General features: G+C 38.2%; 18 protein-coding genes and 2 pseudogenes. 11 read left to right on the top strand and 9 right to left on the bottom strand.

The window, feature by feature from the left end; all coding sequences use genetic code 11:
- Positions 1-144: 144 nt before the first annotated feature.
- Positions 145-1,448: pseudogene (locus H5087_RS15710) on the bottom strand (ABC transporter substrate-binding protein).
- Positions 1,449-1,600: 152 nt separating this feature from the next.
- Complete coding sequence (locus tag H5087_RS15705) at positions 1,601-2,929, bottom strand: hypothetical protein (RefSeq protein ID WP_182672652.1); 1,329 nt, start codon at positions 2,927-2,929, stop codon at positions 1,601-1,603.
- Between the two features lie 528 nt (positions 2,930-3,457).
- Here H5087_RS15705 and H5087_RS15700 point away from each other — a divergent pair.
- The 5 genes from H5087_RS15700 to H5087_RS15680 are packed head-to-tail and all read left to right on the top strand — an operon-like array spanning position 3,458 to position 9,070.
- Positions 3,458-3,841, top strand: coding sequence for a response regulator (locus H5087_RS15700; protein WP_182672651.1), 384 nt, complete (start codon positions 3,458-3,460; stop codon positions 3,839-3,841).
- A 29-nt stretch (positions 3,842-3,870) separates the two neighbouring features.
- Positions 3,871-4,776 (top strand): MoxR family ATPase, encoded by a 906-nt coding sequence (locus H5087_RS15695; RefSeq protein WP_182672650.1) that lies wholly within the window; start codon positions 3,871-3,873, stop codon positions 4,774-4,776.
- A gap of 6 nt (positions 4,777-4,782) precedes the next feature.
- Positions 4,783-5,769: a DUF58 domain-containing protein gene (locus H5087_RS15690; protein ID WP_182672649.1), complete on the top strand. Its 987-nt coding sequence runs from the start codon at positions 4,783-4,785 to the stop codon at positions 5,767-5,769.
- Positions 5,769-7,739, top strand: coding sequence for a DUF3488 and transglutaminase-like domain-containing protein (locus tag H5087_RS15685; protein ID WP_182672648.1), 1,971 nt, complete (start codon positions 5,769-5,771; stop codon positions 7,737-7,739). The genes H5087_RS15690 and H5087_RS15685 overlap by 1 nt, the downstream gene beginning before the upstream one ends.
- Positions 7,740-7,747: 8 nt before the next feature.
- The gene (locus H5087_RS15680) at positions 7,748-9,070 is read left to right on the top strand and encodes a Na+/H+ antiporter family protein (RefSeq protein ID WP_182672647.1); all 1,323 of its coding nucleotides are present in this window, start codon (positions 7,748-7,750) and stop codon (positions 9,068-9,070) included.
- Positions 9,071-9,342: 272 nt separating this feature from the next.
- Here the strand turns inward: H5087_RS15680 and H5087_RS15675 are convergent, their stop codons facing one another.
- The 3 genes from H5087_RS15675 to H5087_RS15665 are packed head-to-tail and all read right to left on the bottom strand — an operon-like array spanning position 9,343 to position 11,448.
- A complete protein-coding gene (locus H5087_RS15675; RefSeq protein ID WP_002960891.1) occupies positions 9,343-9,774 on the bottom strand; it encodes an acyl-CoA thioesterase in 432 nt (143 codons plus the stop codon).
- A gap of 5 nt (positions 9,775-9,779) precedes the next feature.
- Positions 9,780-10,598, bottom strand: a complete 819-nt coding sequence (locus tag H5087_RS15670) for a M23 family metallopeptidase (RefSeq protein ID WP_182672646.1) — start codon at positions 10,596-10,598, stop codon at positions 9,780-9,782.
- Positions 10,591-11,448, bottom strand: coding sequence for a 6-carboxytetrahydropterin synthase (locus H5087_RS15665; RefSeq protein ID WP_182672645.1), 858 nt, complete (start codon positions 11,446-11,448; stop codon positions 10,591-10,593). The genes H5087_RS15670 and H5087_RS15665 overlap by 8 nt, the downstream gene beginning before the upstream one ends.
- A 203-nt stretch (positions 11,449-11,651) precedes the next feature.
- Between H5087_RS15665 and fabA the strand changes: the two genes are divergently transcribed.
- Entirely contained in the window at positions 11,652-12,167 is a 516-nt protein-coding gene (gene fabA, locus H5087_RS15660; RefSeq protein WP_002960896.1) for a bifunctional 3-hydroxydecanoyl-ACP dehydratase/trans-2-decenoyl-ACP isomerase, read from the top strand.
- Between the two features lie 65 nt (positions 12,168-12,232).
- Here the strand turns inward: fabA and rmf are convergent, their stop codons facing one another.
- On the bottom strand, positions 12,233-12,403 hold the full coding sequence (gene rmf, locus H5087_RS15655; RefSeq protein ID WP_002960897.1) for a ribosome modulation factor: 171 nt from the start codon (positions 12,401-12,403) through the stop codon (positions 12,233-12,235).
- Positions 12,404-12,802: 399 nt separating this feature from the next.
- Here rmf and H5087_RS15650 point away from each other — a divergent pair, with 399 nt between their 5' ends.
- The 3 genes from H5087_RS15650 to H5087_RS15640 all read left to right on the top strand — a co-directional run bounded on the left by H5087_RS15650 (position 12,803) and on the right by H5087_RS15640 (position 14,969).
- Positions 12,803-13,438, top strand: coding sequence for a TetR/AcrR family transcriptional regulator (locus tag H5087_RS15650; RefSeq protein WP_182672644.1), 636 nt, complete (start codon positions 12,803-12,805; stop codon positions 13,436-13,438).
- A 49-nt stretch (positions 13,439-13,487) separates the two neighbouring features.
- Entirely contained in the window at positions 13,488-14,480 is a 993-nt protein-coding gene (locus tag H5087_RS15645) for an MDR family oxidoreductase (protein ID WP_182672643.1), read from the top strand.
- 72 nt (positions 14,481-14,552) lie between these two features.
- Entirely contained in the window at positions 14,553-14,969 is a 417-nt protein-coding gene (locus H5087_RS15640) for a VF530 family DNA-binding protein (RefSeq protein ID WP_024595281.1), read from the top strand.
- 98 nt (positions 14,970-15,067) lie between these two features.
- Here the strand turns inward: H5087_RS15640 and H5087_RS15635 are convergent, their stop codons facing one another.
- Positions 15,068-15,499, bottom strand: coding sequence for a DUF3859 domain-containing protein (locus H5087_RS15635; protein ID WP_182672642.1), 432 nt, complete (start codon positions 15,497-15,499; stop codon positions 15,068-15,070).
- A 206-nt stretch (positions 15,500-15,705) separates the two neighbouring features.
- On the opposite strand from H5087_RS15635, the pseudogene H5087_RS15630 reads away from it, so the two are divergent.
- Both H5087_RS15630 and H5087_RS15625 read left to right on the top strand, forming a co-directional pair.
- A pseudogene (locus H5087_RS15630) lies at positions 15,706-16,373 on the top strand (YHYH protein).
- Positions 16,374-16,386: 13 nt separating this feature from the next.
- On the top strand, positions 16,387-16,917 hold the full coding sequence (locus H5087_RS15625) for a hypothetical protein (protein WP_182672641.1): 531 nt from the start codon (positions 16,387-16,389) through the stop codon (positions 16,915-16,917).
- A gap of 105 nt (positions 16,918-17,022) precedes the next feature.
- Here the strand turns inward: H5087_RS15625 and H5087_RS15620 are convergent, their stop codons facing one another.
- Together H5087_RS15620 and H5087_RS15615 are read right to left on the bottom strand one after the other, a co-directional pair.
- On the bottom strand, positions 17,023-18,840 hold the full coding sequence (locus H5087_RS15620; protein ID WP_182672640.1) for a protein kinase domain-containing protein: 1,818 nt from the start codon (positions 18,838-18,840) through the stop codon (positions 17,023-17,025).
- Positions 18,841-19,038: 198 nt separating this feature from the next.
- On the bottom strand, positions 19,039-19,488 hold the full coding sequence (locus H5087_RS15615; protein ID WP_182672639.1) for a hypothetical protein: 450 nt from the start codon (positions 19,486-19,488) through the stop codon (positions 19,039-19,041).
- Positions 19,489-19,557: the final 69 nt, after the last annotated feature.

Raw genomic sequence — 19,557 nt, 5'->3', positions numbered from 1 at the left:
AACGCCATTAGAAACTTTATTAGATGGAAAATTGATCTGGGCTGAGAAAAATTTAGCTCAAATCTAGACTGACAGTCACCGATTAAAAAACGGGTAACTGTCAGATCAAGTCTGAGCTAGTACAACTTACCCGCCCATTACATGCTATTTAGGATAGCGAGCTTTACGCATTGTTCGCTCAACAAGGTGCTGAGACGTACTAAGCGCTTGCTTAACGGTCATTTGGCCAGTTAATGCTGCTGAGAATTGTTGCCCAACAGCTGTACCAATTCCTTGAAACTCAGGAATAGCAACAAACTGAATACCTACATAAGGCACCGGTTTAACGGCCGGATTTTTAGGATCTGCAGATTGAATAGAATCTAAGGTAATTTGCGCAAACGGTGCTGCGTCCATGTACTTTTGATTACTGTAAAGTGATTTACGTGTACCTGGCGGTACTTTTGCCCAACCTTTTTTGTCGGCGACAAGTTGAGTGTATTCTTTAGATGTTGCCCAGCTAATAAATTTCATTGCGGCATCTGGTTTTTTGCTGCTTGCCGGTACGGCTAAAGTCCAAGACCATAACCAATTACCGCGTTTACCTAGACCGTTATCTGGCGCAAGTGCAAACCCTACTTTATCGGCAACTTCTGAGTCTTTCTTGTTAGTAACAAATGCACCTGCAACGGTTGCATCAATCCAAATACCACACTTTCCGGTTTGAAATAGTGCAAGATTTTCATTAAAACCATTTGCAGATGAACCAGCAGGATCAGATTATTTCATCACATCGACATAATACTGAAGGGTATTTTCCCATTCTGGGGTATTAAATTGTGGCTTCCAATTTTCATCAAACCAACGCGCACCAAACGAGTTTGCCATGGATGTAATAAGCGCAACGTTTTCGCCCCAACCTGCTTTACCACGTAAACAAAGACCATAAACACCTTCTTTTTATCGGTCATCGCTTTAGAAGCTTTGCGTATAAAGTCCCGTGTTGGGGCTTTAGGCATTATCAGTCCTGCTTTTTCCATTAAGTCAGTACGGTACATAACCATAGAGCTTTCGCCATAAAATGGAGCTGCATAAAGTTTGTCGTTAATCGTTAAACCGCTTCGGATTGCAGGTATTAAATCGTCTAAATCGTATTTTTCACCTAAATTATCCAGCTCTTTTAACCAATTTTGTTTGCCCCAAATAGGTACTTCATAAGTACCTATTGTCATAACATCATATTGGCCGCCTTTTGTTGCTACATCGGTAGTGACACGTTGGCGAAAAATATTTTCCTCTAGAGTGACCCATTTTAGGTCTATATCAGGGTTTTGGCTGGTAAAGTCACTGCTTAATTCTTTCATGGTGATCATGTCACCGTTGTTAACAGTTGCTATTGTAATTGTTTCTTTTGCCGCAGCGCCCATGCTTATAAAGCCACACGCGAGCATAATTAATTTATTTTTCATCGGGTATTCCCCATACACGTTATGTATTAACAAGTACTATTAAATTTCAATCTATTGCCAATGCTATTTATGGCAGTTTTAACGCATAAAACTGCCCGCAAAGTGCCTTTTTAGGTCCTTTGTTTAAATAGTTAGACTAGTTGGATAATGATTTAAAATTTAACAGATATTTCAGAAGTGAAGCCGTCAAATCCTTTACCGATTTGGCCGCCCGAATTAACACCTTCTTCTTGGTTAACATACTCAACTTTTAAAAGCGTTTTATCGTTAAACCAGTAACCTGCGGCTACTTGAATACGCTCTACTGTGTTGTCTGTTTGTTCAATTAAGTCGGAAGTGTTTTCGGCTTCTGCATAACGAGCCGCTACATATAGCTTTTTAGGAATAATATACTGTTGTGCTTCAAACACGAAGTACTCAACCGATGAGTCGCCTTCTATTACACTGTTTGAATCAAAAGTAGTGCCATTTTCATCAGCTATGCCGTTTGTACCAAAGTAGGTAATACCGGCAACTGCATTACCAGCGGCATCTGCAAATGTGTAATCATCAGACGATTTACCAACCATAAAGATTAGGCTTGTTTCGTCAGATGGTTGATAAGCTAAATTAAGCTGGATGATTGATTGCTCAAGCCCTGGTATTGCGCCAACGTGAGTGTCACGCTCGTTTGAAGGTGACGCTGAGAAATTATAGTTTTCACCATCGCCAAAGCGATAGTTTGTTATGGTTACACCATCAAGACTGGCTACGCCGTTTTCAAAACGTAACTGGTCGCCTTGATTCGCTTTTAATAAGTTTAAGCCTGCTTTAAAGCCACCTTCAAATTCTAAAGTACCTTGAAGTCGGTAGTTATAACCTCTGTCTTCTTGAAACGCTTCACCGAAACTTGAAGTAGTAATGTGACCTGTAACATTATAAGCACGTACTACACCACTTTCGAAAGTTTCGCTGTAACTTAGCTGTGCGCCGTTTTCGGCGGTTGCGTAATCGGTAATACCATTACCAATAAGTGCATTATTTTGGTTATCTGCGCCGTCTTGAAAACCTTTAAATTGAAATGGTGAGCCACCAATATTACCCAAACGCAGTGTTAAATTTGCGTTTTCTTTTGGTGTGCCATAAAGACCTAGTAAGTCAAATTCAACACCTGCAAAATCGTTGTGAAATGAAAAGTCACGATCTTCGCCACCAAAGTCATTAGGCTCTTCTGCAATATCTATATCGGCAGTGATGAACTCGTTAATATGAAATTTAAGCATTAGATTAGCTCTAATACGGCCAAATCCTGATTCTTGTTCTTCATCTTCTGGACGAAATGCGCCGTCTTTAGCTTGAATTGACTGAAAGTTTTGCATTAGTAAAAAGTCTACGTCAACGCGATCTAAATATTCAGAAATATCAGCCTGTGCTGGAGCCGATGTAGCCATAGCTGCCGCTATGAGAGAAATTGCAAATTTAGTCTTTTTATTATTCAACATAATAAGCTCTTTATTTAGTGTGGTGTGTGATGCCAACTTTATTAAATTGCATTTTCATTTAATGAAATTGGTATTAATTCAGTGTGTATAGATGAGGCTGGCTGAGCAAAACATCAAATTGTTAATGAAATTTCACTTGCGAGCATAAGCCCATCTTCTGGGCATAATCACAGAATGAATTTAGAAGGTCAACGATTTTTTATTACAAAATGTTTACAAAAAATCGAATTTGTATGTAAATATTTTTGAATCAATAAGTTAAGTAGCAAATTTGTTACATCAAATTTTGATGGAATGATGTATTGGATTAAGGAATTTCTTATGGATACGTCATTATTGTTCAATACTATTAATAAAAATATAAGTTAGTAGAAGACATAAAAGCAGGTAATCCTTTAAAAATAGGCTGTTGGGCAACCTATAAACAGTTTATTTATTGGTGTTTTTTAAGTAACGTTCTTGAGCTTATGATGGGGTTAGCTTAGTATTAAAGCACTTAGATGTATTCAAAATAGAAGTAACCTACATATGGAATTTGTTCGCCCGCTAGAGCCCATCCTCATTATTGATGACGTTAAGGAAATTCGTGATTATCTAAACCAAATTTTAACTGACTTAGGGTTCGAAGATATATTAGAAAGCGCTGATTTTAGCTCTGCTAAACCTATTATGAACAATAAACCGCCAGGCGTTATATTTGTAGATGTAGATTTACCTGACTCTAACGGTGCAGATATATTGGAATACATTAATAGTGCTTACCCGCACACTCATGTTGTTATGTGCTCTGGCCACAATAATCTAGAAAACGTACAAAATACGTGGGAAATGGGCGCTAAAGGTTTTATTGCAAAACCTTTCAATACAAAAAAAGTAGACACTGTAATGAAGCGTCTTGAAATAATAGAATAATAGAATAATAGAATAATAGAAAGGTTAGCATGCATAGTACTGTTACTGCGATTATAGAAGATCTTTCGAGTGTTATATTTGGTAAACAACAACAAATAAAACAGGCACTTACATGCTTATTTAGCGAAGGGCATTTACTCATTGAAGATTTGCCTGGCATGGGGAAAACCACTCTTTCTCATGCATTGTCAGCTGTGTTAGGTTTATCGTATCAGCGTATACAATTTACCAGTGATCTTCTCCCTGCTGATATTCTGGGTACTAATGTATTTAACTCTACCGAGCACAGTTTTACGTTTCATAAAGGTCCTATTTTTAGCCAAGTTGTTTTAGCTGATGAAATCAACCGCGCAGGGCCCAAAACACAAAGTGCGTTGCTTGAAGCAATGGAAGAGCAACAAGTAACAGTCGATGGAAAAAAATATACGCTGCCAAATCCATTTTTTGTGATAGCAACACAAAACCCGCTTTATCAATCAGGTACCTACCCGTTACCTGAGTCGCAATTAGACCGATTTTTAATGCGCATTAGCTTAGGTTTTCCTCCTAAAGAAGCCGAAAAACGCTTAATTTTGAATATGCAAAAACGAGATTACAGCCAATTACCTAAGCGTATTAACCAACAAGAGTTAGCGGCAATTCAAACTCAGATAAGCCAAATTACTTTAAGTAGCCCGGTTATTGACTACATTATAGAGCTTGTTAATTACACACGCACAAGCAACGCTTTTGCATCATCGTTATCACCTCGTGCTAGTATGGCTCTGGCTAAAGCGGCTAGGTCGTGGGCCTTTATTGATGGTCGTGATTTTGTAATGCCAGAAGATGTTCAAGCCGTATTTGCAAGTGTGTGTCAGCATCGATTAGGTTTGCATAATGAGTCAGGTGAAGCGCAAGTAAACGCTATTTTAAAAAACGTATTAGTTCCGGTATAAACTTTTATGCCAAAAAAAACAGCTAAGCGCCCTTCTTTATTTAAGTCATTTAAGCAAAGTGTATTTAATAAGTTATTAAAAAATAAACATTTAAAAAACTCAATTACACTTGAACACAGAACAATTTATGTATTGCCATCATCCCTTGGTTGGTACTTTATAGTTGTAGCTATTTTAAACTTTGTGATGGGCATTAATTATCAAAATAATTTAATTTTAATAATGTCTTATCTTATGTTTGTGGTAATGATTATTACTATATTAATGGGCTACAGTAACGCTAAAGGCTTAACAGTTAAATTTAAAGATGCATTTAACAGCTACGCTCCTCAAAAACCGAGTATTATATTTGAATTACAAAGCCCTTCTGTTACCCAATCTATTAATTTAACATATCAAGGTAGTGAGCAAACTTACAAACATACCGGCCAAGTTGATAGTAAACCTCAGTTACTTACACTCCACTTACCCTATAGCTCACGCGGTAAGTACTCAGTGCAACGTATTAAAATAGCGAGTAACTACCCCTTTGGTTTGATAACTGTTTGGAGCTACATTCAATTACAAGAAGAAGTATTTGTATATCCGTCGCTTGAACAGGTTCACTGTGATGCGCATGTTTCTATGCTTGATGAGCAAGCCGATAAAGGTATTTCTACACAATCTGGTAGCGAAGAGTTTGAGTCTCTTATCCCACACTTACCTGAGATGGGCTTGCAAAGAGTGTCGTGGAAGCATTACGCAAAAACACAGCAGTTGTTAGTTAAAGAGTTTGTAGACTTTAAAACAGCAAATGCGCTCTTCGATTTTACGTTAATGAATGGAGATACAGAACAACGTTTAAGCCAGTTATGCTTTTTAGTGTGTGAAGCAACCGAGAAAAACACCCCTTTTATGTTAAAGCTACCGAATAAAACAATAAATACAAATACCGGACAGCAACATAAGCAGCAATGCTTAGAATTATTATGCTCATTTAATGGTGATGTGTAATGGACATACTTAAAAATGAAAAAGTAATAAATTATTCGCTGTCTTTTATATATGCATGTTTGATTGTATTTTTTGTATCACATTTACCGCTTGTTTTTGTTGGTGTACTTACACTTATTTGTGCATGGAACTTTTACATAACGCTAAGTAATAAACCCAAGCCAAATGCTTGGCTGGCAAATATACTCGCAGGTGTGTCATTAGGTTTAATGCTCTACACAGTAGGCATGTCGGATACGGTTATTTTATTTGTGGCTATGCTGCTACTTGCTAGTTTATTTAAGCTGCTGCAGGCTAAAACCAAAAAACACTATCATGTAATTACAACGCTTACGTTTTTTTCACTCTCATCGGTGTATTTATTTAACCAAAGCATTTTAACGACTTTAACTGTAAGTTGTTTATACATATTAAACTTTGCAGTACTTGGCCTACTCGAGTCCAAACATAATTTAAAAATCGCCTCTAAGCAAAGTGGTAAATTGCTACTTTTAGCGCTTCCTTTAGCTATATTTTTACTGCTTTTTTTACCAAAAATGCCTGCCTTTTGGCAGCTTCCTGGGCCTAAGCTTGCTAAAACAGGGCTTTCTGAACAAGTCGATCCATTCGATATTGCAAAGCTTTCAAACTCAGATGAACTTGTGTTTAGAGCTAAATTTAACGAAGAAAAACCTGTAGCGCCTTATTATTGGCGAGCAATAGTCCATGATGAGTTTAATGGTAATGCGTGGCTTACGTCTGACTTTTTAAAATATAATAATGTAAAAACAAATACGCAGAGCGAAAATGATGAGCAACTTATTGCAAGCTACTCAGTTATTGCAGAGCCTGCTACACAAAAATGGCTCTATGGTTTAGCGTATTCCAGTAGTAACTCACCAAATGTTGAAGGTAATTCGCTAGGTTTATTGCGTAAAAAAAGTCGCCAAGCTAAAAACTTACAATACGATGTAAATAGCTTTAACTTCACAGCTTTACCGCTTGGCGAATTTGAAGAAAAACGCTACAAATACCTCTCCAATAAAAAGAATGTAAAAACATCATCACTTGCTAAAAACTTAAAGCAAAATACACACTCTGACCGCGATTTTTACAATAGCTTATTACAGTACTTTGCAGGTACGGGATTTACTTACACATTAACACCCACTCCTATGAGCGGCGATAACATCATAGATCAATTTTTATTTGATAACCAACGTGGCTTTTGTGGCCACTATGCCAGTGCCGCTGCGTACATTTTTAGAACCGCAGGTATACCCGCTCGACTAGTAAGTGGCTATTTAGGTGGCGAATTAAATCAAGATAATAATACGCTCACTGTTCGCCAATACGACGCACACGCTTGGGTAGAAGTATATTTACAAAACAAAGGTTGGGTTATTTTTGATGCAACCGCCGTTGTTGCACCAGAGCGTTTAAATGGCTCACTTTCGCAAAACGAAGAGCTGAATGACGAATTTAAAAGTAACCTTGATTTTGGTTTAGTGAGTTTAAGTAATTTCCCCGCTATTAATTGGTTAAGGTTGGAACTTGAAAACCTCGATTATCAATGGTCTAGCTGGGTACTTGGTTTTGACGAAGAAAAACAAAATGATTTTTTAAAATCAATTTTTGGTAGTAAAAATATTTGGCTTGTACCATTAATGGTTTTACTAACAGCTGGTTTTTGTTTTATAGGTTATTTTATCTATTTAAACTTACCAAAACGCCCAGCTAAATTAGCGCCTATGGTTAAAGAGTTTTATGAAGTAAAAGGATGGGCTAAAAAACAAAAAATAAATACACCCGATAATTTAACACCGAGTCAGCAGTTAGACTTTTTTGCTGATCAACTTCCTCGTTCTGCACAATCTATAAGCACTTTTAGGCAGTTATTTAACCAAGTACGCTATGGTAAAAAACCTTTTACGAAAGAGCGTAAAACTCAGGCTAAAGATCTGATAAAATTAATTAAAATTTCCAAATAGAGAATACTATGAATGCTGTTGTTATAGGCGTTATTTTAATGCTCGGGCTATCTCTGGCTCGCGTTAACGTCATTGTTGCCATGATCATAAGCGCGTTAGTTGCAGGTCTTACTGCTGGCTTGGGCATAAAAGAAAGTGTTGATGCGTTTAATTCTGGCCTTTCAGCTGGAGCTGAAATTGCACTAAGTTATGCTATGCTCGGCGCGTTTGCCGTTGCTATTTCTAAGTCGGGTTTAACACGCATTCTCGCTGATAAGCTACTTGCTAAAGTAAATGCAAAAGGCAGCGGTAATGAAACATTTTTAAGTTACTTCATTTTATTAATTATTTTAGGTTGTGCAATTTCTTCGCAAAACTTAGTCCCTGTACACATAGCGTTTATTCCTATTTTGATCCCGCCGTTACTCGTTGTTTTTAATCAGTTAAGGTTAGACAGGCGTGCTATAGCGTGTATTTTAACATTTGGATTAGCAACGTCTTACATGGTGCTTCCTTATGGTTTTGGGGGGATTTACTTATATTCTATTTTGCACAAAAACCTAGTTGATAACGGCCTAGACATTGTAAATACCCAAGTCCCTGTGGCGATGATAATTCCTGCATTAGGTATGTTTATTGGATTACTTATTGCGGTATTTATTACCTACAAAAAACGCCGCGAATACACCGAGCTCCCATTAACAACTGTGAGTAAATCGGCTGAAGTCGAAAACCCTAGAAAAGTAATGATTGTCGGGCTTTTTGCAGTACTTGCCTCACTTGTCGCACAAAACCTAAGTGGCTCAATGATTTTAGGTGGCTTAGTAGGTGTAATGATATTTAGTGTTTTTGGTGTAGTTAAGTGGGAAGAAAACGGCGACGTATTTAGTAAAGGAGTTGCGATGATGGCCATGATTGGCTTTATTATGATATCGGCACAAGGGTTTGCATCGGTTATGCAAGCCACTGGCGATGTAGCAAGCTTAGTACACAGCGCAGCCGCCCTTTTTGATGGTAATAAACCTTTGGCCGCCGGTGTTATTTTGTTAGTCGGGTTATTAATTACAATGGGAATTGGCAGTTCGTTTTCAACAGTGCCTATTATTGCAACTTTGTTTGTTCCTTTATGTTTAGACCTTGGGTTTTCTGTTATGGCTACCGCTGCGCTTGTTGGTACTGCGGGCGCTCTAGGTGATGCAGGCTCTCCTGCTTCAGATTCAACGCTTGGCCCAACATCGGGTTTAAATGCCGACGGCCAGCACGACCACATTAGAGACTCTGTTATTCCAACGTTTATTCACTTTAACATTCCACTGCTTATATTTGGCTGGATTGCAGCAATGGTACTTTAAAAAGTATTTATGTAAGTTTAATAAATGTAATTAAAAGCTAAATATAACCAAAAAGGTATGTTAAAAGCATGCCTTTTTAGTATCCAAATCCAACAACTCTCACCCCTATCAATCCCCCCCAGTTTGATTACTTTCTTTTAGTTAATACTAACTCAGTTGTTGAGGTTATACTTTATTAATATTTAGTATGATGTGTTCTTTTGGTGGGGTTATATAAGCACCAATTAAGGTGCTTATATAATTTTACTTTAGCGCGTATTCAAAGCTTTAAGTTAATCAAAACCATAAATCATTTTGTCGCATACTACCGGAGTCGGTCTGTGGTTATCATCAACTGCTACAAACGTAAAGCTGCCACTAATGGCTGAATGCTTATCGTCTTTGTGCATGGTTTCTAATAATATATCTACGTCAACTTTTAAGCTGGTGTTACCTACATGCACTACTTTAGCTATTAACTCTGCAAAAGTACCTGCTGGTATGGCTTCTTTAAAATCGACTCTATCAGAAGATATAGTTACCAAAGGCTTACGGCAAAAACGAGTCGCTGCTATAAATGCCACTTCATCCATCCACGCCAGTGCATCACCACCAAATAAAGTATTGTGATGATTAGTACGCCCTGGAAACACGGTTTTAGTTACCGATGTGGTTGAGTCTTCAATACGCTGAGCAATTATTGCATCGCGATTTACGTCAGTCATAATCTCTACTTTTTGTTTGCTAATGTATCTTGCATTAGTAATGCAGGATCAAGGCGTTCGCCTTTCCAGTTAAAACGCCAATCTAGGTGAGGACCCGTTACACGCCCTGTTGCACCAATTTCAGCCACTTTGTTACCTTGCTCAATTTTATCACCCACTTTTACATCAAGCTTACTTAAGTGAATGTAAGTTGAGGTAATACCATGGCCATGATCAATAATTAATGTACCGCCAGAGTAGTATAAATCAGGTTCAGCAAATACCACGGTACCACTAATAGGCGCGTAAACAGGAGAGCCTGTTTTATTGGCAATGTCTAAGCCAAAATGCGGACGACGTGGCTCGCCATTAAAATAGCGCTGACTACCGTAAACACCCGATATGCGCCCTTCTGCAGGCTTTAAAACAGGATCTAAAAAGTACAATAAATCAGACTCTACTTCTCTGGCTTTTCGTACCGCAACTGCTTCGCGGCTTATACGCGCACTAACTTCTTTTGGCGGAGAGACATATTTTTTAGCTACGCCGGTAATTTTATCAATTTTATATTCGCGCTTAGTGATAGCTATTGGCTGTGAATGCGATTTACCATTGTTATCTACCCATTTTAAAGTATGAGTAGTTTCAGCGTCACGACCAAAACCAAATACAAAATCACCCTTTGGTGAAAGTTTTAAGCTTTTGCCATCTAAGCTTACTGATTTAGCGTTTTCTAGCTTTCCAGTAACTAAACCGCCTTGTGTTAAATGTCCTTTTAACTCAAGCGCCATAGCACTAAAGCTAGCAGAGGCAACAAGCGCTGTTGCTAAAAGTGTTTTAAACATAACTAATCGATCCTTTTCCAACACCTTCATAAGCGGTTACTTTCACTGCTTTTTCTGGGTATTGGGCTTTAATTTGGGCAGCTACATGTTCTGCAATACATTCTACTGTGGTATCTACTGGCAAAATGTCGCAACGAGACTCGCTAATAGCCATTTCAAAATAGCCTTGTGCCGATGTATAAGCAAAACATACGTCACCCGCTTGGGCTGGTATGTGCTTTAAATCAGCTGCATTAATTTGATCTTCACTGGTGGCTAAGTAAATATCTTCCCACTTTTGAGACCATTCTTTTTGCAAGCGCGGCATAGAGATACCATCTAGGCTAATACCAATTTGAGAACGATGCCCATGAATAATACGCTGGCAATTACCGTCATGCTTTTTAAGGCCATGGCTGTAATGATAGTAAAAACTTTGGCTGTGTTCAGGCTTAAGAGACAGCTCAATTTTTTCAATGTTATCTGGTAGCTTCGGTAAAATAGTCGCAATTAAAAATTCGGTAACCGATTCAACAGTTACTTCGTCTGCGTTAATCATGCAATAAGCTTGATGAGGAGCGCTCATAGCTAAGTGATTATTTTCACCAAATGTACAGTCGAGTGTTTTATGCTCGTCAAATTCAGATACAGTGCCATTAAGCCCTGTAGGAATTGCTAAACGGTGATCAATACACTCATCTATGATGCCTTTAATTTGCTTTTTAACTAAACCAAAGTCTAAAACCATAGACTCTTCGTTAAGTTTACCGTGCAAAGTTAAATCAACAATCCAGCTCTCGCCAACGGCGCCGCGTTTGTTACATAAGTAAGAAAAATCAATCACAGTTAGTGAGTTAACAAAAAGGATCATAAACTTCCTTTAGACTGGTTATAAGACAGCGTTAATTATAATGATTTCTGATTGTAATTGCGCGGTTTTATAGTGCAAAAACCAATCGCGTTGATTGATTGATGATTTAATATGCAATATTTTGATTTTTTAACTGCTCCGAGTTGTTTAGCGTACAAGTGTACGCTAAAGTACTTGGCAATTTCTAAGCGAAGATAAGTGTTATGGAACCTAAAAATAGCTATACAAAAGAAGAGTTGATCCTGTGTGGTCAAGGTGAAATGTTTGGTGAAGGTAACTGCCGTTTACCAAGTGACAACATGTTAATGATGGATCGCATTACCTCTATTACTGCTGATGGCGGTATTCATGGTAAAGGCGAAATTGTTGCTGAGCTTGATATTGACCCTAGCCTTTGGTTTTTCGATTGTCATTTTAAAGGCGACCCAGTAATGCCAGGTTGTTTAGGCTTAGATGCTATGTGGCAACTAGTTGGTTTTTACTTAGGTTGGTCTGGTGGCCCTGGTCTTGGCCGTGCGCTAGGTGTGGGTGAAGTTAAATTTACTGGCCAAATTTTACCAACTAATAAAAAAGTAACTTACCGCCTTGTAATGAAACGCGTAATTAAACGTAAATTGTTCATGGGCGTTGCAGATGGCACTGTAGAAGTAGATGGCCGAGTAATTTACGAAGCAAAAGATTTAAAAGTGGGCTTGTTCCAAGACACTAGCGCGTTTTAATTTTTAAATGCGTACAAAAAGGCCTCCAACGTGGAGGCCTTTTTGCTTAAATTCGATTATTGATTTTAGGTTTTATACATGTTGCGGTTTTCAATCGCTTCACGCCAACCTCCTAACCACTCTGATTTGGGATCTACTTGTTGATAAGGGCATAGCTCTTTTGAGCGACCTGCTAAACCTGCTTTAAAACCTTGAGAATGAGCTCTTTCTAAACGATCTCTTTTCTGTCTCTTCATCGGTAATATCCTCACCTTTTTATTTATATATTGTGTAGCATTAGTGAAATCTACATTTAATGAATAGTTAATAAAAATGTAAAATTCAAATCGTAAAAGCAATTAAATTGTTTGACTTTAACTAAGCTGCTGATGCAAAAATGAATTAACATTTAAAAAAGTAAGTGGTCATACAACATTTAATTTGACCGGTTTTATGCTAAATAAAATGCGACTCAATAATCGCTAAAAAGCAATTATGTGCTTTAATTGTGACCGACTAATATTGACTAAGTTCCAAACAAAAATGTAATCGTGACACTTTTATTTCAGTTATTTTTATTCACCCGATTTGCATTCTTTTTAAACAATTTAATATTATACTTGATTATTTAAAGTCGATCGGTCTAATATGAGTTCATGAACAAAAATACATCAACACCAATACGCCGTGGTCGCCCACCTAAAATAGCCAGAGAGAACGCCGATACCAAAGCGTTACTTATTCGCACGGGCCTAGAAACCCTAACTGAGTTTGGCTTTAGCGCCACGGGGCTCGATACTATTTTAAAAAAAGCGGCTGTACCTAAAGGCTCTTTTTATCATTACTTTAAAAGTAAAGAAGCCTACGGCATTGCCCTAGTTGATGCATACGACAGTTACTTTATTGCAAAGCTTACCCATTACCTACAGCAAGAAGATGTTCCCCCACTTGAGCGAATCGTTAATTTTACCCAAAGCGCAATTAAAGGAATGAAAAAATACGATTACAAACGTGGCTGTTTAGTAGGTAACTTAAATCAAGAGCTTAATCATTTAAGTGATGAGTTTAAAACCAGATTAATGCAAAGCTACACCGCTTGGCAAAACCATGTAGAGGTTTGCTTAAACCAAGCTAAGCAGCATGGCACTATTGCAAGCCATGTAAATACAAAATTGATGAGTGAGTACTTTTGGATTGGTTGGGAAGGTGCGGTTATGCGCGCCAAGCTCACAAAATCAAATACTCCACTTACTTTGTATACAGAAATGTTTTTACGCGCATTATTAACCTAATGCGTTTTTATTTACCAATTAAAAGACGATCGGTCTAAAAGGATATCCCATGAGTAACCCAATTAAAGCCATTGTTATTAATAAAGAAGATAATAACTATAGCGCTTCATTATCAACTATCGAAAATAGTGATTTACCAAACGAAAACGTGTCTATTGACGTGCTATACAGCACACTTAACTATAAAGATGGTTTAGCAATTACTGGTAAAGGCCCTGTTGTACGCAGTTTTCCTATGGTGCCAGGTATCGATTTAGTGGGTACGGTTACAAATTCCACCAGCGATGAATTTAAAAATGGCGATAACGTAATATTAAATGGCTTTGGTGTAGGCGAAAAACATTGGGGCGGGCTTGCTCAAAAAGCGGCACTTAATAGCGATTGGCTAATCCCCTTGCCTGCAGGTATTTCTCCAAAACAAGCGATGCAAATAGGTACAGCCGGTTATACCGCTATGCTAAGTGTTATAGCACTTGAAAAACAAGGTATTACGCCTGAATCTGGCGAAATACTGGTAACAGGTGCCAATGGTGGCGTAGGCAGCTTTGCTATTTATTTATTAAACCAGCTTGGCTACAACGTAACAGCAGCTACGGGTCGATTAGATCAAAGTGAATATTTAAAAGAGTTAGGTGCTAAACAGGTAATTGACAGAAACGAGCTTTCAAATCCTGGTAAGCCTTTGCAAAAAGAGCGCTTTGCAGCGGCAATAGATTCAGTAGGTAGCCATACACTTGCTAATATTTGTGCATCATTAAAGTATGGGGGTGTAGTAACCGCCTGCGGACTTGCCCAAGGCATGGATTTACCTGCCTCAGTTGCCCCATTTATATTACGTGGTGTGTCACTAATAGGCATTGATAGCGTAATGCGCCCTAAAGCCGACAGAATTGAAGCGTGGGAGCGTTTAGCTAAATTAGTAAGCGCCGATTATTTAGATAAAATTTCGACTGAAATATCACTAGAACACGTAATTGATAACGCAGAGCTACTTATGCAAGGCAAAATTCGCGGTCGTGTTGTAGTTAATTGTCAAAGTTAAGCTATTTACACTGTTAAAGCCTCGTTATTAAATTTATAATGCAATTTGTATTTTAATTACGAGGCAACACCTATGAGCAACCAAGAACTTTTCAGTAATAATCCACTGCAAGGCGTTAAATTAGAACAAGTGGTTGAAGAGCTGGTTGAACAATACGGGTGGGAACTCCTACACGCTTATTTACAACTTAACTGCTTTAAAAACAATCCTGATATAAAGTCAGCGGTTAAATTTTTACGTAAAACACAATGGGCACAAGAAAAAGTAGATAACTTTTACCTTTATCGTCTTAAAAACTTACCTAAGCCTGATGATGTGCAATACGAATTACCGCCACGCGATCGTGTGATCCCAGCTGATCATAAACCTGGTGAGCCATGTGAATTAAGTTTTAGTGATGCGAAACGTATTATGGAAAAAAAAGCAACAAAGCAACGTGCTCGTGATCGTAAACAACGCTCTAATTCTAGTAATCCTTGGGGTAACTAAACACGCTAATTTATTTTTGTAGAGCTATTCTAAATGGCTCTACAACTCTCTTTTATTAATTTTTACTACATCCCAGCCATATAGCTAACAAATAGAAATCAATACCCTCGGTTTTTCCAAAAATCAGTTTCAGTACGCTCTGCCTCTAATGCCACCTTAAATGTTTTATCAGCAATGATTTTTCCATTAAGCTCAATCGTCATACGCCAATCACCCAACTTATTTTCTATTGGCAGCCAAAGCGTATCGCCTAAGTAAAAGTTCCAATCACTGTTTTTAACGTATACATCGCCTTCAAAGGGGTCCATTACATCACCGTCACTGTCTGGAATATCTGGATGGTATATACAGTAGTGAAGCTTTTCACCTTTGCCCTTTTTAATATTTACGATTAAGCCAAACTCAACATCTACCTCAGCTATTATATTTGTTGTAAATTGCTCTATTTGTGGCAATGCTTTACTTTCGCTATCCCACTTAGAGTAAATACCGTGACTTTGTAACGTCACTACAGGTTTTGTTTTAGCCATTAAGGTAACCTTTTATATTGCCATGTTTAGCATTAGTTTAACTTTTTGAAATTTTAAAATAAAACACAATCCAATAAAGTTAAATCTCAACTTAGCTTTAATACTTCGCCTATTTACATCATTGCTAATTTGTCATCATTGTTTACACACTATTTGCACAATTGCTGATTATTGTTTGAGTAACTTAATTGTTCAGGTAAGCAGCAATGAAACTACACGTACTTAATATTAAAAACTCAAATAGGATAAATGCTATAAAGCTAAGCACCTTAGCTCTAGTTGTTTTATCGTTAGTTGCTTGCGGAGGTGGAGAAGGCATAGTTGATACCTCAACAACTACAGATTCATCACCAACCACCTCAGATAACAGTACAGGTACGAGTAGCTCAACCCAAGGCGTGCTTTGTGAATATAGCTACAGTGAATATAACGAGTCAGAATCAGTACAAGCCACCAGCGCTGCAGATTGGTCATGTACAGGAACTACACGCGACTTAATCATGGTATGCCAGAAGGCTTTGTAGCAATGCGAGGTGGCAATAGCTCAACTATGACTCTAATAGGCTGGGCAGCAGACGGCTTTCCTATATATGCACGTTACGGCTACTCAGACTCAAGTGATGCAACTTCAGCCCTAACCGCAATGACCGGTAGCTACCAACATATAACAACCGTAAGCGAAAACCGCCCTTCTACCGATATATACCCATTAGGTACATTTGCACAAGATTGGGAATACGTAGCAGGCTCTGGTGATTTAGACGAATGTAATGGCCGCGTTGGCGTAACACCTGAGTTTCCTCAAGGGATATACCACTACTACGCAACAGACACTTATCCGTTTTTTCAACGCTGTGTAAAAGGCGAAGTTTAGTTAGGAGTAAGTTATGCCTTATATAAAAAATTATCTGCTAAATGCGGCCACCTTGGGCTTACTGAGCACTCCAACCTTAGCAAACGCACATTTAATGGTTGCAGAGCACGGTACTCTGAATTTTGTTGATAATAACGTGTTCATTGTGCTTTCAATCCCTATGTCGGCTTTTAAAGGGGTTGATGAAGATAAGGATGGCAAAGTATCAATAATTGAGTTTAACGCTCATAAAAAGCTAATAACTAAGCGAATTAAAAAGAACGTTTATTTAGCGGATCAACAGTATAAATTTACTATTGACGGACTTTTACTAAACCCAGAAGCGTCGCATACACATAAAAGCGACAATATAGACCAAGTAACCATTACTGGGCGCTACTCTTTGCCTAGTAAACTAACCAAGGTTAACTTTAACGTTAAGCTATTTAGTAACAATGAGCACAAGCAGCATTATCAAATAACAGCGACTAATAAAACGCAAAAACTTACTCATCAATTTGAGCTAAAACCAACGTCGCCCTTTAGTAAGGTGTTTAATAATTAGTAATACTTACCTAAATAACTAAGTAGTAAAGAGTACAAGGTAAACCAATTTGTGCTCTTTTTATCTTTGTCTTCTTATTTAATACTCTTAATTTAATTGCTTTTTCTATAAAGAAACAAGCTTAGGGTTTTTAGGAAAGTAATTCTCTTGTTGCTGCTCACATAAACTAAACTCACGGGTGTTTTTATATGGGAGTTTCATAAAGCCCGCAACACCCACGTCCGTAATATTTACTGCGTATTGCATAAGCTTATTTAGCAAACGTTTAAACTCAACCTCTTTGCTCGAATCGAGTAAGCGGTAGTAATGGTGAATCTTCATTCTGTCGGGCAGTGCTTCAAAAATAATACACCCCGTATGATGAATTTGGTTAAGCTCAAATACGCACTTAATAACTTTTTTTGGTAGCTGTAGTTGCTCATCAGGGTCTTTACCGTCTTCAAAGTATGAATGCGGGCGGGTTATGTCGTTAGCTTTCATGCTTACAACTTCGTATTCAAGCTCTGGTAGGCTATCAAACTTAAATGCACCGGTGCCATCTCGCTCTAGTTGAATGGTTTTACGGGCATCAAACAAACAACACTTAAATAACCCTTTTTGATTAATCGCTTGGGCTAGCATCACTGTGTTATTAATCGCATCACTAAAGGCATCACCCAATGATTCGTCATGCATAATTAAAGACGATTCAACAAACATGGACTCATCTTTCCAATGAAAACTAAGCCCACCTACTACAGGGTACTTAGCTAATCGGCTTATTGATGCCAAAAATGCTTTTTCGTTATCGCCTGTATCAAACAAAAACTCTTTATAATAGCGGTCAAGTTGCGCGTCGTTTATATCTAGTAATTGCTGGTTATGATCGGCTTGGCGTAAAAACTGTTTTCGTGAACTATATACCACCGTGTCGGGCTGCTCGTCGTTGCCATACCAAAAAGGGATATCTGCTTTTCTTTGTTTTTTATCAAGCTCAGGTAAATACATTTTGGCCATAGTTGTAATGTTACGCATAAAGTAATCACCAGCACCATCACGTATGGCCTTACTTTTTGACAGCATGCCATCAATCACCTTAGCCAGCTCTTTTGGGAGCCCTAAGCTGCTTGCAGGGATGGCTTGTGCACCAAAGCGACACGACTGCGCCGATGCTAGCGCATACAGCGTGGCGGCTACACCTTGCTCGTCGAATCGTGGGGATGATTGCTCTCCCGACATTTGTGCTTCACCAATAAAGTACACATCGCCCATACGCGCATTAGTTGTACTTAAATCGCCCGACATTAAATCCATAAAGTTACTCGCAACAGGGTTACCATCACTATCGAGCTGTGCATACACAGAGCTGCCCCAATCCACTAACGAAAGCGCGTCAGTGTTTGCATCCCAAACAAGGTTTGAAGGTTTTATATCGCCATGCACTATAGGTTGTGGGCTAATGCCGTTTTTGTGACTGCGTAAATCAATTAATACATTACGTAACCTAACAGCTAGCGCCATTATTTGCGCGGCACTAAAGCGCCCTGTTTTAAGCGATACTTTTTCAAGGTCCTCTCCAATGGCGCGCGCCATCATTAAAATCCCTTGTTTTTTAATTCGCTCAAATGCATAAAAGGTAGGCACTAAGGGGTTATTAATTTGCGAAAGCATATACGCTTCGTCTTCTAGGCGGTCACGTACACTTTGGGCAAGCGTAATACGCGAAAACTTAAATACCCAAGGTAAGCCGTTATCGTCATCACCTGCAAATACAAAACCAAAAGCACCTGAACCAATCATTTCAACGTTTTTGTAGCCCAGCAGTGTTAACTGCTTAATACAAATATTAAGCCACTGGCGGTGTTTTTTAGCATCGCGGTGCGAAAGTAAATAAACAGATTGCTCTTCGTTGATATAAAAGTTGCGGATTTCTTTGGCTTTCAATACAGGTACTCAAATTTATAAAACTAACTAATTATTAGTTTTATGTAATGAGATTACAATAGGTTAAATAAGAGTTTTGAAATCGTTGAATAAAACAGCGCTAAAGTAGCGCCATAGTAGTAAATTTAAGTGTAAACGTTAAAGCTCAAAGTAAGCTTTTACAATGCACTGTATATAAATACAGTGCATTGTTTTTTGCTAACTTTCAATAACACGAAGCTGCTTAATTGATGACACAGCTATGTGCGTTTGATAATAATATTTATTAGTAGCTCTACCACGGCTCATAAAATCGATAGTTACTCGTTTAGCTTCGCCTGTTACTTCTATTGTTTTATCAATAAAAAAGGTGTCTGCTGGTTGTCCGTATTTACTTTGAAGCTCTGCTACCACATTAGGCTGTATTGATATCGTAATAGAACGCCTGTCGCGATAATCAGTTTCTGTATTTAAATACAACCAATTACCCTGAGCTCCCGCCGCTTTAATATAAAACTGGTAAGTGCCAGCAACACCCTTTGGTGCACTTTGCTCAGTTAAAGCAATAAGGTTCATATTTGCAGCCGTACTTTGGCTCATTTCAATTTTATGGGGAACAGAACTACATGCACTAAGCGTTAGCACACTTAGTAAGGCTAGATATTTCAAGACACAATTTCCTTGTTTCTTACACCAATTCGCATAATTCAGTGATCTATTTTGAGACAATAAAATCGT

The sequence above is a fragment of the Pseudoalteromonas sp. SR43-7 genome (assembly GCF_014163785.1).
GTDB lineage: Bacteria > Pseudomonadota > Gammaproteobacteria > Enterobacterales > Alteromonadaceae > Pseudoalteromonas > Pseudoalteromonas distincta.
This window is presented reverse-complemented; position numbering and strand designations above follow the sequence as displayed.